The sequence below is a fragment of the Pseudoxanthomonas sp. 134C1 genome (genome assembly GCF_057773065.1).
In genome coordinates this window covers 215,810-229,579 of sequence record NZ_JBYMTH010000004.1, presented here as the reverse complement: position 1 = coordinate 229,579, position 13,770 = coordinate 215,810, and the positions used below count along the sequence as shown (strand labels likewise).

At 67.3% G+C, this 13,770-nt stretch carries 15 protein-coding genes, 1 other RNA gene, 1 pseudogene and 1 riboswitch; of the genes and pseudogenes, 5 read left to right on the top strand and 12 right to left on the bottom strand.

The window, feature by feature from the left end; genetic code table 11:
• Nucleotides 1–238 precede the first annotated feature (238 nt).
• Nucleotides 239–1,009: an NRDE family protein gene (locus AC3DEZ_RS10325; protein WP_488388126.1), complete on the top strand. Its 771-nt coding sequence runs from the start codon at nt 239–241 to the stop codon at nt 1,007–1,009.
• A gap of 52 nt (nt 1,010–1,061) precedes the next feature.
• On the opposite strand, the gene AC3DEZ_RS10320 is transcribed toward AC3DEZ_RS10325, so the two are convergent.
• The 6 genes from AC3DEZ_RS10320 to rsmI form a co-directional block, all read right to left on the bottom strand.
• Nucleotides 1,062–1,550 (bottom strand): TetR family transcriptional regulator C-terminal domain-containing protein, encoded by a 489-nt coding sequence (locus tag AC3DEZ_RS10320; RefSeq protein ID WP_488388125.1) that lies wholly within the window; start codon nt 1,548–1,550, stop codon nt 1,062–1,064.
• A 224-nt stretch (nt 1,551–1,774) separates the two neighbouring features.
• Entirely contained in the window at nt 1,775–2,287 is a 513-nt protein-coding gene (locus AC3DEZ_RS10315) for a DUF4274 domain-containing protein (protein ID WP_488388124.1), read from the bottom strand.
• 247 nt (nt 2,288–2,534) lie between these two features.
• Nucleotides 2,535–2,999: a DUF2442 domain-containing protein gene (locus AC3DEZ_RS10310; protein WP_488388123.1), complete on the bottom strand. Its 465-nt coding sequence runs from the start codon at nt 2,997–2,999 to the stop codon at nt 2,535–2,537.
• Entirely contained in the window at nt 2,996–3,226 is a 231-nt protein-coding gene (locus AC3DEZ_RS10305; protein WP_488388122.1) for a DUF4160 domain-containing protein, read from the bottom strand. Before AC3DEZ_RS10305 ends, AC3DEZ_RS10310 begins: the two co-directional genes overlap by 4 nt.
• A 177-nt stretch (nt 3,227–3,403) precedes the next feature.
• Nucleotides 3,404–3,754, bottom strand: an RNA gene (gene rnpB, locus AC3DEZ_RS10300) — RNase P RNA component class A.
• A 68-nt stretch (nt 3,755–3,822) separates the two neighbouring features.
• Nucleotides 3,823–4,647 carry a 16S rRNA (cytidine(1402)-2'-O)-methyltransferase gene (gene rsmI / locus AC3DEZ_RS10295; protein WP_488388121.1) on the bottom strand — a complete coding sequence of 275 codons (825 nt, stop codon included), beginning with the start codon at nt 4,645–4,647 and terminating at the stop codon, nt 3,823–3,825.
• 193 nt (nt 4,648–4,840) lie between these two features.
• Here rsmI and AC3DEZ_RS10290 point away from each other — a divergent pair.
• The 4 genes and pseudogenes from AC3DEZ_RS10290 to AC3DEZ_RS10275 form a co-directional block, all read left to right on the top strand.
• A pseudogene (locus AC3DEZ_RS10290) lies at nt 4,841–6,088 on the top strand (penicillin-binding protein activator); the annotation flags it as partial.
• On the top strand, nt 6,078–6,464 hold the full coding sequence (locus tag AC3DEZ_RS10285; protein WP_488388120.1) for a YraN family protein: 387 nt from the start codon (nt 6,078–6,080) through the stop codon (nt 6,462–6,464). The pseudogene AC3DEZ_RS10290 and the gene AC3DEZ_RS10285, both read left to right, overlap by 11 nt.
• Nucleotides 6,465–6,498: 34 nt before the next feature.
• On the top strand, nt 6,499–7,881 hold the full coding sequence (locus AC3DEZ_RS10280; RefSeq protein ID WP_488388119.1) for an FAD-binding oxidoreductase: 1,383 nt from the start codon (nt 6,499–6,501) through the stop codon (nt 7,879–7,881).
• Nucleotides 7,878–8,714, top strand: coding sequence for an SGNH/GDSL hydrolase family protein (locus AC3DEZ_RS10275; protein WP_488388118.1), 837 nt, complete (start codon nt 7,878–7,880; stop codon nt 8,712–8,714). Before AC3DEZ_RS10280 ends, AC3DEZ_RS10275 begins: the two co-directional genes overlap by 4 nt.
• A 78-nt stretch (nt 8,715–8,792) precedes the next feature.
• On the opposite strand, the gene thiL is transcribed toward AC3DEZ_RS10275, so the two are convergent.
• The 6 genes from thiL to AC3DEZ_RS10245 form a co-directional block, all read right to left on the bottom strand.
• Nucleotides 8,793–9,731: a thiamine-phosphate kinase gene (gene thiL / locus AC3DEZ_RS10270; protein WP_488388117.1), complete on the bottom strand. Its 939-nt coding sequence runs from the start codon at nt 9,729–9,731 to the stop codon at nt 8,793–8,795.
• A gap of 124 nt (nt 9,732–9,855) precedes the next feature.
• Entirely contained in the window at nt 9,856–10,317 is a 462-nt protein-coding gene (gene nusB / locus AC3DEZ_RS10265; RefSeq protein ID WP_447103303.1) for a transcription antitermination factor NusB, read from the bottom strand.
• A 22-nt stretch (nt 10,318–10,339) separates the two neighbouring features.
• Nucleotides 10,340–10,807 carry a 6,7-dimethyl-8-ribityllumazine synthase gene (gene ribH, locus AC3DEZ_RS10260; RefSeq protein WP_440471281.1) on the bottom strand — a complete coding sequence of 156 codons (468 nt, stop codon included), beginning with the start codon at nt 10,805–10,807 and terminating at the stop codon, nt 10,340–10,342.
• Nucleotides 10,808–10,880: 73 nt separating this feature from the next.
• Nucleotides 10,881–11,978: a 3,4-dihydroxy-2-butanone-4-phosphate synthase gene (gene ribB / locus AC3DEZ_RS10255; RefSeq protein WP_447103304.1), complete on the bottom strand. Its 1,098-nt coding sequence runs from the start codon at nt 11,976–11,978 to the stop codon at nt 10,881–10,883.
• Nucleotides 11,975–12,586 carry a riboflavin synthase gene (locus AC3DEZ_RS10250; protein WP_447103305.1) on the bottom strand — a complete coding sequence of 204 codons (612 nt, stop codon included), beginning with the start codon at nt 12,584–12,586 and terminating at the stop codon, nt 11,975–11,977. The genes ribB and AC3DEZ_RS10250 overlap by 4 nt, the downstream gene beginning before the upstream one ends.
• Nucleotides 12,587–12,730: 144 nt before the next feature.
• Nucleotides 12,731–12,876, bottom strand: a riboswitch (FMN riboswitch).
• A gap of 126 nt (nt 12,877–13,002) precedes the next feature.
• A complete protein-coding gene (locus tag AC3DEZ_RS10245) occupies nt 13,003–13,767 on the bottom strand; it encodes a class I SAM-dependent methyltransferase (protein WP_488388116.1) in 765 nt (254 codons plus the stop codon).
• Nucleotides 13,768–13,770 lie beyond the last annotated feature (3 nt).

Genomic DNA, 13,770 nt, shown 5'->3' with positions numbered 1-13,770 from the left:
GCCCACATTAGCATCGCGCACAAGGTTGTCAACAGGCAGATCGACAAAAAATCGCTTGATGTATCAAGGGCTTGCAGCAAACTTCAGAGACTTGTTCAAGCCTTATCCACAAGTTGCTGTTTCGTCTCAGATTTTGAGATTCGGTGAGGATTCACCGACGTGAGCGTGACGTGATCCTTGTCTCACGATTGAATGCGACGGCTGACGCCGGACATGCCGCGGCGCCAGAATGCGTGGCATGTGCCTGCTCGCGATCGCCTGGAATACCCATCCCCGCTGGCGGCTGGTCATGGCCGGCAATCGCGACGAGGCCCACGAGCGGCCGACCGCCGCCCTCGCCGCCTGGGCCGATCGCCCGGGGGTGTTCGCCGGCCGCGACCTGCGCTCGGGAGGGACCTGGGCGGGCATGGATCTCTCCGGACGGATGACCGTGGTGACCAACGTCCGGGATCCCCGCATCGTGGTGCCCCAGGCGCCTTCGCGAGGGGCATTGGCCGCCGATTTCCTCGGTGGCGACCACACCGCGGGTGCCTATGCCGGCGCGGTCGAAGCGGGTGCGGAGGCCTATGCCCCCTTCAACCTGCTCGTTTCGGACACGAACGTCTGCGAATACGTCAGCAACTACCCGCATCCACGCCGAATGATGCTCTCCGACGGCGTGCACGGCCTGTCCAACGGCGACCTCGACGAGCCCTGGCCGAAGACGGTCCGGTTGATGCGGGTGATGACCGATTGGGTGTCCAGTCGCCAGGAAGACGTGGACATGCTCTGGCGCGGCCTGGCCGACGAACATCTAGCCGCCGACCGCGAACTGCCCGATACCGGCGTAGGACCGGAACGCGAGCGCCTGCTGTCAGCCGCCTTCATCCGCAATCCGATCTACGGCACCCGCGCAAGCACGATCATCGCCATCGACCGTCAAGGCCACGGCTGGATCAGCGAGCGCCGTTTCGGCCCGGACGGCAACCTGCTGGGCGAAACCACCCTTTCCAACCGGATCTCTTCGTAGGGCCGAGTCTGTCGCAATCGACCCGTTCCGTATCCAAAAGCAGCGGCAAGCTCTAGCGATCCGGCGTCTGCCGCACAACGACGGCAAAGCCGCTCAAACCCTTGCCCGGTGTCTCGCCGTCATCGGCGTCCACGTCAAACAACTGCCAGTGCGCTTCCTTCCCTTGCGGCAAAGGCAGACAACCAATATCCGGCCTCAGGTCGATCATGGCCGCGATGTCATTGACCGCTTGCGCCTGCGCCGCGCGCACCAAGGGCAACAACAGTTCGTCGGCAACACCCAGTTCGCGCAGGCGCCCCAGCGCCTTGCGTGCATTGCTGAGCAACGGGCCGTCGTTGATGTTCAGTTCTCCTTGGTGCAGTTGCTCCAGCCAACGGCTGTCGCCGGCGGCCACGACCTCGCTGCAAAACCCGTGAATCAGCGCAGCCACGGCCACGGCGGGCTCTCCCCGGCTTTCGCTCAATGCCCACAGCACGGACTCGTCCATACCCAGAGATTCGTAACCAAGGAAAAAGGTCGTGAAGTTCGGGATGTCGTTCAAGCAGGTACTCGCTGTAGGACTTTTTGGACATGGGCTTGCAGCGTCTCTGTCAAATCAAGGCCGGGAAATTTTCTATTGACCGGACTGAATCGCACTCACATATTCGATGACCATGCCGCACCAAGGCCATGGTTCATTCAAAAAGAACACCAGCACATACCCGCAGCGCAGCATCGCGCTCACCCAGCAACCATCCACGCCAAAGTCAAGCCAGTGGTTCAAAACTAACCGTATAACGCGAAAATCTCCTCGGCGATGGCGAGGGGCAAACCGTCATCGTAGTTCGCGTCGTCCAGATCAACGCATACATCCCCCGCCGCCGCCATCAACAACGCCGCGGCGACGGGACGGCGGACGGGCAAGTCCGGGTAGTCGTCGGGCCTTCCGCTCCCGGAACGCATGGGATCGAAACAAATTCCATGGTTGGCATAAAACCCTTGCTGATAACGCTCAGCCAACCGCGTGATCAACCGCCAGTCATCCCGTTCAAAGGAAGGTATCTCGTCGTCCGTAGCATATTGCACATACCACGCCGCGCCTAGGGACCAATACATCAACATTGCGGAAGCGCGGTCCAATCCCGGATTATCAGCGAGCCACTTCAGTTCCTCCCTGTTCCCGTCGTAATTTGACCGGGCAACATACAGATGCAACTGCTCCGGTGTCGCATTCTGAAGATAAAGACGCGTGATCTCCCGAGCTCTCCGCTCATTCTCATTGTTTCCGGTTTCCGCCATTCGTCCTCCCACTGATGATGAAGCCCGTGAACGATAACCGCAGAAAAAAAGCGAATAAAGGTCCGCCCATCACTGAATAGGCGTTGGCAAGATCAAGCCAATCCAAGGGACAAACGCGAGCAAACCGTGTGGATGGACAGAGCATGACGCATCTGGTTGGCGGGGGGAGGGTGAAGATCTATCCCTGTACAGAGGGATTCAGCGTCCGCGGGTCTACCCAATCCACCAGCGAAATCGCAGATGCCCGTCACGCAACTGCGGGGTAGTGAAACCCTTCCTGCTCAGCTTCCCATCCGAGCATTGCGAGCCCAACCGTCTTTGGGACGGGCTTTTCACCACTGCGGTAGTAGGCCAGCATGCGCCGGCTCAGGCCCAACGCTTCAGCGGCGGTATCAAGCGTCAGGCCGTGACGATACATCCATGCAATGACCTGCTGGTGCGAATAGTCACCGGCCTGTTCAACCGCCAGCGCACGCAGGTTGTCGCTGGCAAGGACCAGAGCGTCGTTACCATCGAAGATGACGCCACGACTCCATTCATCGACTGAAACCTTGTGGAATACATGCGGCATCCGCGCCTTCTTCAGAGATGGATGCGAAGCCAGCACCTCGCCCAGATCAACCGTGCAGGTGAAGCTGTCCGCAAAGGTCAGAGCCAATTTGTAATTGTCCACAGCCTTCACTTGGGTGACGACGAATTGACGATGATTCATGGATTCAACTCCTGCCATTTGGCGATCAGGACCACCTTGTTCGCTGCTGCCCATTCAAGCGCGATGAGCAATTCACGGCGGCTCAACTTGCCAGAAAGAATCGCGAGTGATTCGATGATAATCAACGCTTCACGTCCATCGTTTGTGCGCACATGGAAGTGCGGCGGAAGATGGTCGGCGGCATACATGGTGATAACGCTGGTCGCAAAACGAATGATCGTCGGCATAAGGACGAACCATAGTGCAATCATTGCATCGATGCAACCATTGCATTAACTCGTCCCACCTTGCGGCGACGAGTACGTTCATTTTCGACTTCCAGCGCAACCCTACCCGTACTTTCGGGTAGCACCCACAAGGGACAGACTTCTCGTGAACTCTTGGGTAGTCCGGCATATAAGAAGCGGCGGAGCCGGCCGATAAGCCGGGTTCTGTCGTGGACAGTCATTCCTCTAGGCGCAGCGTCACCGCTACGCTCAAGCAACCTACCCGGAAGCACCGCGGGCCGCGGCATAGCCTCCCTATTTGGTCTTGCTCCCGGTGGGGTTTGCCGTGCCGATCCGTTGCCGGACTCGCGGTGCGCTCTTACCGCACCATTTCACCCTTGCCACGCACTCCGAAAAGCCGTTCGGCGGTATCTTTCTGTTGCACTTTCCGTCGGCTCGCGCCGCCCAGGCGTTACCTGGCACCGTGCCCTGTGGAGCCCGGACTTTCCTCGGCATGCTTGCGCATGACGCGACTGTCTGGCCGGCTCCGCCGCCGTCATTGTCTCACGGCGCGCACGCGCGGTGCTGAATCCATGCGATGCCTGCGTGCGAAAACCTCAGTCCTTCTGTCCATACAGCGCCTTGCGCGGAGCGCCGGTAATCTCGGCGGCCAGTTTGGCGGCCGCCGAGGGCGGCAGGTGCGTGTTGAGCAGCGCGTAGACGCGGCGGCCTTCGGCGATCTGGGCGTCGGCGTCCTCGCCGGCGCCCTGCACGAGGACCACGAACTCGCCCTTGCGCTGGTTGTCGTCGGTTTCCACTCTCCGCTGCAGATCGGCCAGATTGCCGTCCAGCACGGTCTCGAACAGCTTGGTCAGTTCTCGCGCCAGCACCGCCGGACGTCCGTCGCCGAAGGCCGCGCGCATGTCGGCCAGCGATTCGGCGATGCGATGGGACGATTCGTAGAACACCAGCGTGCGCGACTCACCCGCCAGCGCGGCCAACTGATCGCGGCGCGCGGAAGCCTTGGCCGGCAGGAATCCCTCGAACACGAAGCGGTCGCTCGGCAGGCCCGCCACGCTCAACGCGGCGATCGCCGCGCAGGCGCCGGGCACCGGGCTGACCGCAACGCCCGCCGCGCGCGCGGCCCGCACCACCCGATAGCCGGGGTCGCTGACCAACGGTGTGCCGGCGTCACTGACCAGGGCCAGCGATTCGCCCGCTTGCAGGCGGGCCACGATGCGTTGGGCCAGCGCGTCCTCGTTGTGCTCGTGCAGGGCGATCAATGGCCGCTCGATGCCGAAGTGGGCCAGCAGCTGACCGCTGCGACGGGTGTCCTCGGCGCAGACGGCCGCGACCTGGCGGAGGGTCTCCAGCGCCCGGGGCGAGAGGTCGGCCAGGTTGCCGATGGGCGTGGCGACGATGAACAGGGTTCCGGCGGGCATTCAGTGGGGATCCTTCGGCAGGGGTAGAATCGTAGCCGGTTCCTCCGCCCCGCCGTCGCCGATGCCTATGGAAATGCGCTTCGCAAGGATTCTCGCCCCGCTGCTGCTGGCCGTGCTGTTCGCCGGCTGCGCGACCACCCAGGTCAGCGGTCCGACCACGCCCAGGGGCCAGGCGTCCGCCGCCGTCGCCCGTGCGGCTGAGCTGGCGCGGCAGGATGCCGTCCTCACCGGACAGGCCCGCGCCGACAATGCCCGCGAGATCGACCGCCTGCTGTCCGGACTGGATGACGCGACCCTGTCGAAGGACGCCGCCGCCCTCCCGGCCGGGGATCCGCTGTACAAGTTCGCCGGCCGCGCGCTGCTGCGGCGCGGCCTCGCGCTGCCGCGACCGTTCGACCGCGACCAATGGCAGTTCGGCAACCGGCCGCCCGCCGAGCGCGACGGCTACCGTCCGCCGGTGAAGCTGGCGGTGCTGCTGCCGTTGTCCGGCGATCTGGCGACCGCCGCGCAGCCGGTCCGCGACGGCCTGATGGCCGGCTACTACGGCGAGAACCGGCGTCGGCCGGAAGTGCAGTTCTTCGATACCAGTGGCACCGCCGGTGGCGCAATCACCGCCTATGGCCGCGCGGTGGCCGCCGGGGCCGACTTCGTGATCGGCCCGCTGGGCCGCGACGAGGTCAGCGCGCTGTTCCACGAATCCGCGTTGAAGGTGCCCACGCTGGTGCTCAACCGCGGCAACGTGCCGCCGCCGAACGGCATGGCCGGCTTCTCGCTGACCCCGGAAGACGACGGCATCATGGCCGCCGAATATCTGCTCGAGCGCGAGCGTCGCAATGTGCTGGTGATCGGCGGCGCCGACGACAACGGCCGGCGCGCGGCGCAGGCGTTCGCCGAACGTTTCAGCGAACGCGGCGGCAAGGTCGCGGCCAACCTCAGCGTCGGCGACACGCCCGGCGATCTGTCCGCCGCGCTGGCGACCGCCGCGCAATCCAACGTGGACGCGGTGTTCCTGGCGGTGAAGGGCGCGACCGCGCGCCTGCTGGCGCCCCAACTGGCGCTGGCCGGCCTCGGCGGCAAGAGCCGGGTGGCGACCTCGCAGCTGTTGTCCGGTACCGGCAAGGCGCTGGACGATGTGGCGCTGGACGGCATCGTGTTCCCGACCGAAGCCTGGACCACCCGCGGCGTGCCCGGGCTGCCGCCGGCCAGCGTGACCGGCGAGCGCCTGGCGACCGCGCGCGGTCCGGCCGCGCGCCTGTTCGCGTTCGGCTACGACGCCTGGCTGCTGACCGCCTATCTGGAAAAGCTGGCGACCGACACCAACGAAGGCCTGCGCGGCGCCACCGGCGTCCTGCGCCTGGATGGCTTCGGCAACGTGCTGCGCTCGCCGGCCTGGTCGACATTCCGCAGCGGCGCGGTGGTTCCCATCGCCGATGGCGGTTGATCGCCGCGCCCAGGGGGCGCGGGTCGAACAGGCCGCACGCGAGTTCCTGATCCGGGCCGGGCTCCGCCCGGTGGCCGCGAACGTCAATTACCGGAGCGGTGAACTGGATCTGGTGATGCACGACGAGCGCGGGGGCGACGCCACGCTGGTGTTCGTCGAAGTCCGCCATCGCCGCTCGGATGCCTTCGGCGGCGGCGCGGCGTCGGTGGATGTCGGCAAGCGCCGACGCCTGATCGGAGCCGCATCGCGTTTCCTCGCCGCCCATCCCCGCTATGCCGACCAACCCTGCCGGTTCGACGTGATCGAGGCGCAGGGCGATCCGGATGCGCCGCGATTGAACTGGATTGCCGACGCGTTCCGCGCCGACGACGTGTAGGTCCCGGGAACGCCGCCTCCCTTAGAATGGCGTGGTGACCACGCCAATGCCCGCCGCCCTCGATGCCGCGCTGAGCGAACTGCTCGGCGATGGCTGGCTGACCGACGCCGACGCCCGCCGCCGCTACGGCGAAGACAATTCACGCCGCTACGCCCTGGCCGACGGCGTGGCGCTGCCGCGAACCCGCGAGCAGGTGCAGGCCATCGTTCGCCTGTGCCGGGAACATGGCGTACCGATCGTCGCCCGTGGCAGCGGCACCAGCAGCACCGGCGCGGCGATTCCCTATGCCGGTGGCGTGGCGGTGTCGTTCGAGCGGATGAACCGGATCCTGCGCATCGAGGCCGGCGATCGCTACGCGGTGGTGGAACCCGGCGTGCTCAACGGCGATCTGCAGGCGGCGATCGCGGCGCACGGCCTGTTCTGGGCGCCGGATCCGGCCAGCGCCGACGTCGCCACCCTCGGCGGCAACCTGGCCTGCAACGCCGGCGGACCGCACGCGGTGAAGTACGGCGCCACCCGCGACAACGTGCTGGGCCTGCAGGCCGTCACCGGCACCGGTGATCTGATCGCCTGCGGCAGCGTCACCACCAAGGACGCGACCGGCTACGACCTCACCCATCTGTTGATCGGCAGCGAAGGCACGCTCGGCCTGATCGTGGAAGCAACCCTGCGCCTGCTGCCGAAACCGCCGCGCCGCGCCAGCCTCCGCGCGCTGTACCGGGATGTCACCCAGGCCGCGGCCGCGGTGTCGCGGGTGATGGCGCAGCCCGTGGCGCCGGCGATGCTGGAATTCATGGATCGCGCCTGCATCCGCCTGGCGCGCGAGGTGGGCGGCGCGGACATTCCCGATGCCGGCGCGCTGCTGATGATCGAAGTCGACGGCGAACACGAAACACTGCCCCACGCGCTGGAAGCCGTGGCCTCGGCCGCTGCAGGCGACGGCCTGATCGCTCTGGACGAAGCACCGGACGAAGCCGCGCGCGAGCGGTTGTGGGCGGCGCGCAAATCGCTGTCGCCCGCGTTGCGCACCCTCGCGGCCGGCAAGATCAACGAGGACGTGGTGGTGCCGGTCAGCCGGATTCCGGATCTGGTCGGTGGCGTGGAGAAGATGGCGGCGGAATTCGATCTGCCCATCGTCGCCTTCGGCCATGCCGGCAACGGCAACCTGCACGTCAACATCCTCTATGACCCGCAGGACGAGGAACAGACGGCGCGCGCGCGCGCCGCGCTGCCGCGCCTGTTCGAACTGACCCTGTCGCTGGGCGGCACGCTGTCCGGCGAACACGGCATCGGCGTCGCCAAGCGCGATTTCATGCCGCAGGCGTTCACGCCCGCGACCCTGGCGGCGATGCGCGCCATCAAGCACGCGCTCGACCCGGACGGCATCCTCAATCCGGGCAAGGTCCTGCCCCCGTGAAGCGGCTGGGACTGCTGCTCCTGCTGCTGGGCGCGAGCGTCGCCCACGCCGCCGCGCAGTCTCCCGGCAACGCACCGGCGGAACGCCCCACCCTGCGGGTGCTGCTGATCGGCAATAGCCTGATCTACACCAACAACCTGCCCGGCCTGCTGCGCAGCCTGGCGCGCGCGCAGGATGCCGGTCCGTTGTTCGAAACCGAAACCTACGTGATGCCCGGCGCGGAGCTGGCCCGGCACTGGAAGAGCGGCGCCGCCGCGAAAGCGCTGGAACAGGGGCATTGGGACATCGTGATCCTGCAGGAGCGCGGCGGCCTGCTCGCCTGCGCCGCCAGCCCCGCGCAGAAGGAACAGGACAGCTGCCGCAACAGCCTGCGCGCGCACCGCCGCTTCGCCGAACTTGCGCAACAACATGGCGCGCGCGTATTGCTGCTGGGCACCTGGGGACCGGATTCGACCTGGCAGGACAATCTGGATCGCGCCCTGCGCCAGGTCGCGCGCGAAACCGATGCCACGCCGGTGATGGCCGGCACCCGCCTGCGGGCTTACGAAGCGGAATCGGGCGGCAAACCGATGTCGCTGTTCACCGATGACAGCCTGCATCCCTCCCTGCCCGCGTCGCTGATCGTGGCGGCCGCGCTGTATCAGGAAATGGCTGGCAAACCTGCGCGGGCGGCGAATCTGTACCTGGATTTTCCACTGCTGCCACCCGGCGCCCGCATGGGTGACAATCTGCCGCTGGAGCGCAACGAGGCGCTCAATGCGCTGGCCCGGCCGGTCACCCTCGGCGCAACCGAACTGCCTCCCTTGCTGGAAGCCGCGCAGCCCTCGCACTAGCGCCGCCGATGGAGCGGCCACTGCTCGACCGCCATCCGATTCGCGGATTCCCGATCCGCGAATCCGGAAACGACAGCGTCAGAAGTGCGTGTAACCCGCGCGTTCCGGCTGCCACGCCTGCCCCGCTCCATCCAGCGCACGCACGCCGTCGCCCGCGATGATCCTGCCGATGCGGGTCAGGGGCAGGCCAAGTTCGACGGCAAGCATCGTCAGCGCTTCACGGCGCTCGGGCGACGCGGTGAAACACAGTTCGTAGTCATCGCCACCGCTGGCCTGCCAGACGACACGCGTCGGCAACGGGTGTCCCTCCAGTGCGTCCGAGGTCGGCAGTCGCGTCAGTTCGATCTCCGCGCCGACGCCGCTGGCGCGGCAGACATGGCCGAGATCGGCGAGCAGGCCATCGGATACATCCAGCGCGGCGTGCGCGACACCGACAAGCCGGCGGCCCAGCTCCACCCTCGGCGTCGGCCGGTCCAGGCGCGCGCGCAATGCGGCGGGCGGATCCGGCCAGGCATGCAACGCCGCCGCCGCGTCTCCCAGCGTACCGCTGATCCAGACGTCATCGCCCACCTGTGCGCCATCGCGGCGCAGCGCGCGACCGGGTTCGACCGTTCCGATCGCGGTCACCGCGATCGCCAGCGGGCCCCGGGTGGTGTCGCCGCCGACGAGCGCGATGCCATGCGATTGCGCCAGTGCCAGGAACCCATCCAGGAAGCCACCAAGCCACGCCGGATCACTGGTCGGCAGGGACAGCGACAGCGTGCACCAGGCAGGCTCCGCGCCCATCGCGGCCAGATCCGACAGGTTCACCGCCAGCGATTTCCAGCCGATGTCGTGCGGCGCGGTGGATTCGGGGAAATGCACGCCCGCGTTGAGCGTGTCGGCGGTGACGACCAGCTGGCGACCCGCGGGCGGTTGCAGCAGCGCGGCGTCATCGCCGATGCCCAGCACGACGTCCGCGCGCTGGCCGACACGCGCGCGGATGTGGGCAATCAGATCGAATTCGCCAGTGTTCATGTCGTCCCGTGTGTCAGGCCATCGTCACCGGCGGGCTTGCGTCGATGCCCGCGGTGCGCGGCGGTAGTCCGTGGGCGGAGGCCGCTACCGCCCGCGGAAGCGGCGCCCCACGCGCCGTTCGGGTTCAGCGCGTCTTCGCGGAGGTCTCGGCCGGACGCCAGGCCACCGCGGCATGATCCAGCACGCCGTTGACGTAGGTGTGGCCATGTTCGGCACCGAAACGCTTCGCGGTTTCGATGGCCTCGTTCAACACCACCCGGTACGGCACGTCGAGGCGATGCAGCAGTTCATACGCGGCGATGCGCAGCACCGCGCGCTCGATCGGATCGACTTCCTCGACCGTGCGGTCCAGGTAGGGCGCCAGCGCCTCGTCGAGCTGGACGCGATGCTTCACCACGCCGCGCACCAGATCCTCGAAGTATTCGAGATCGGCGATCTCGTGCGCCTGCTCGTGCGCGAACTGGGCGATCACCTGCCCGACCTCGCCGCCCGAGAGCTGCCACGCGTACAGCGCCTGCAGGGCGCGACGGCGCGCGCGCGCGCGGGTCACGGGATCGACGCCATCTTTTCGGTACTGTCGGCTCACGGGTTCTCCAGCCTGAATGTGGTTACGGCAACTGTTCCAGCAGTTGCGCCATCTCGACGGCCGCGAGCGCGACCTCCTCGCCCTTGTTGCCGTGGCTGCCGCCGGCACGCGCTTCGGCATCCTCGATGCGCTCCACCGCCAGCACGCCGTTGAGCACCGGCACGCCGAAATCCAGTTGCACCCGCATCAGGCCTTCGGCGCAACGGTCGGCGACGTGCTCGTAGTGGCGGGTGTCGCCGCGGATGACGCAGCCCAGCGCGATGATCGCGGCATGCGCGCTGCCCGCGGCCACGCGCGCGGCGGCGACCGGGATTTCCCAGGCGCCCGGCACGCGGATGACGTCGATGGCGTCCTCGCCCACGCCATTGCCGGCCAGGCTCTCGCGGGCGCCGGCCACCAGCACGTCGGTGATGCGGGCGTTCCAGCGGCTGGCGATGATCGCGAAGCGGGCGCCTTCGGGGGCGCGCAGATCGCCTTCGTAGTGGGCCATGGGCAGGGGTTCCTTGGGGGTTGGGAAGTTTAGCAGGGCCGGCCCCGCGCACCGGGGCCGGCCGGAGGGCGCGTCAGGGCTCGACGTACTCGACCACGTCCAGGCCGAAGCCCGCCAGGCCGACCTGGCGGCGGGGCGTGCCCAGCACCCGCAGGCGGCCCAGGCCCAGGTCCGCGAGGATCTGGCTGCCGGCGCCGTTGCGGCGCCATTCGGCCAGCGCCCCGGCCCGGCTGGCCGGCGGTTCCGGACATTCACGGATGCGATCCAGCAAGGCGTCCGGGCTCGCACCGTCGCCCAGCAGCACCAGCGCGCCACGCTCCTCGGCGGCGATGCGGCGGAGCACATCGCCGATCGCAGGCCCGAAATCGGCGCGACGCCAATGCAGCGCGTCGGCCAGCGGATTCTGCATGTGCACCCGCACCAGGGTGGGTGTACCGGCGTCGGCGCTGCCGCGCAGCAGGGCGAAATGCAGGCCGTGGCTGAGCCGATCCCGATAGGTGAAGAGACGGAACGGCCCGTGCTCGGTCTGGATATCGCGCTCGTCGACCCGCTCGACCGTATGCTCGGTGCTCAGGCGATAGCGAATCAGGTCCTCGATGGAACCCATCTTCAGGCCGTGCTCGCGGGCGAAGGCCTCCAGTTCCGGGCGCCGCGCCATGCTGCCGTCCGGATTCAGGACCTCCACCAGCACGCCAGCCGGTTCCAGTCCGGCCATCAGTGCGAGGTCGCTGGCCGCTTCGGTATGGCCGGCGCGATTGAGCACGCCGCCGGGTTGCGATGCCAGCGGGAAGATGTGGCCCGGCTGCGCCAGATCCCGCGGCTTGGCATCCGGACGGACCGCGGTGCGCACGGTGTGCGCGCGATCGTAGGCGGAGATGCCGGTGGTGACGCCTTCCGCCGCTTCGATGCTGACGGTGAAGTTGGTGTGGTGCGATGAAGTGTTGTCCTGGACCATCGGCGGCAGACCGAGCTGGCGGCAGCGCTCGCGGGTCAGCGACAGGCAGACCAGTCCGCGGGCGTGCGTGACCATGAAGTTGATGTCCGACGGCTTGACCAGCTCGGCGGCCATGATCAGATCGCCTTCGTTCTCCCGATCCTCGTCGTCGACGATCACGACCATGCGGCCGTTGCGTATCTCTTCCAGCAGTTCGGGAATGGTGGCGAAGCTCATGCCTGCACCTCCGCGTCGCGCGCGCCCAGCAGGCGTTCGACATAACGCGCGACCAGGTCGATCTCCAGGTTCACCGCATCGCCCACGCGGGTCTGGGCGAACGCGGTGTGCGAGACCGTGTGCGGAATCAGCGCGACCTCGAAACCGGCATCGTCGGCCTCGTTGACGGTCAGGCTGACGCCGTCGACGCAGATCGATCCCTTCTTGGCGATGTAGCGCAGCAATGCCGGCGGCGCGGCGAAGCGCCAGCGCTGCGCGCGTGCGTCCTCTCGGATGTCCAGCACCGAGCCCACGCCGTCGACATGACCACTGACCATGTGCCCGCCCAGTCGATCGGTCGGACGCATCGCCCGCTCCAGGTTGACCGGCGCATCCACCGTCAGCCGGCCCAGGGTGGTCAGCGAAAGCGTTTCGTTGGAAGCGTCGGCCTGGAACGAGCCGGCGTCGAAGTCGATGACGGTCAGGCACACGCCGTTGACGGCGATGCTTTCACCCAGATGCACGTCGTCGAACGGAAGGGTGCCGGTGGCGATGGTCAGGCGGACGTCACCGCCGCGTGTTTCGGATGCGGCGAGGCGGCCGACACCTTCGATGATGCCCGTGAACATCAGGACACCTCCGGCGCGGTCGGCGACGGGAAAATTGCGGGAAATAACTGGGACATGAAACGTTTCTCGCGGAAATGGAAAAAGCGAAAAACGCCCCAAGGCATGAGGCAGGCGCAGGCCATCGCTCGCGCGACGCCCCGCGTTTGCCGTCTTCTTTCATCCGGACTGTAACCGTCGGCCCCGGCATTGGACCGGGTCTGCTGACCCTCCGGCAGGGCCGGAGGCGCTCGCGGGCTCGTGCTTGCGCACCTACCGCCGGTGGGGAGTTTCGCCCCGCCCTGAAGACGTCGTTGGTTGCCGGCGAACCGGCGCGCGCATTGTAGCACCCCGCTCCGGCGCCCCCGGTCGAACACAGCGTCGCGCCGGCGCGTGAATGGAACGCTCGCGGCGGGCCGTTTCCCGCCAGGCGATCCCGATCAGGCCGGCTTGCGCCGGAGATGCAGGACAAGCGGCCAGCGCATCCGTCGCACGCGTTCGGGATCGCCCCACGCGGCGGCCAATTCGGGGCCATGGATTTCGATCGCGTCGCGGCCGGTGGCGGCCTGGAAACACGCCGTCGCCGACAGACTGGCGAAATAGCCCAGCAGTTGCGGCAGGGTCCAGTCGGCGGTCAGCCATAGATCATCCGGCGCCGGCAGCGCCGCGAACGGCCAGTCGTAGCCGGTGTAGCCCACGTCCACGTCGTTGCGCTCCGGCGGCCAGTACGGATCGATGTCGTCGCGCACGGCTTCGGCCACCTCGGCCAGATCGTCGGAAAACACGATGTCCTGATAGGTCCAGGCCGCCAGCACGCCACTAGGCGCCAGCACGCGCTCGCAACTGGCGAAGAACGCGTGCCGGTCGAACCAGTGCAGCGCCTGCGCCACCGCGATCAATTCGACACTGGCGTCGGCCAGCGAGGGCGTTTCGGCCAGTTCGACCGCCACGGTCACGTTGCCCGTCGGTTCCCGCTGCGCCCAGTGGCGCGCGATCTGGGCAGCACTCGGGTCGGTGGCATGGACATGGGCGAAGCGGCCGGCCAGGCCACGAGTCGCCTGGCCGCTGCCGCATCCCGGCTCCCATACCCGCGCGCTCGCCGGCACCACCGTGGCGATGGCGTCATACAACGCATCCGGATAGGTCGGACGCGAGCTGGCGTAGGTATCGGCGAGCGCCGAGAAATGATCCTTGAAGGCGGCCATGAT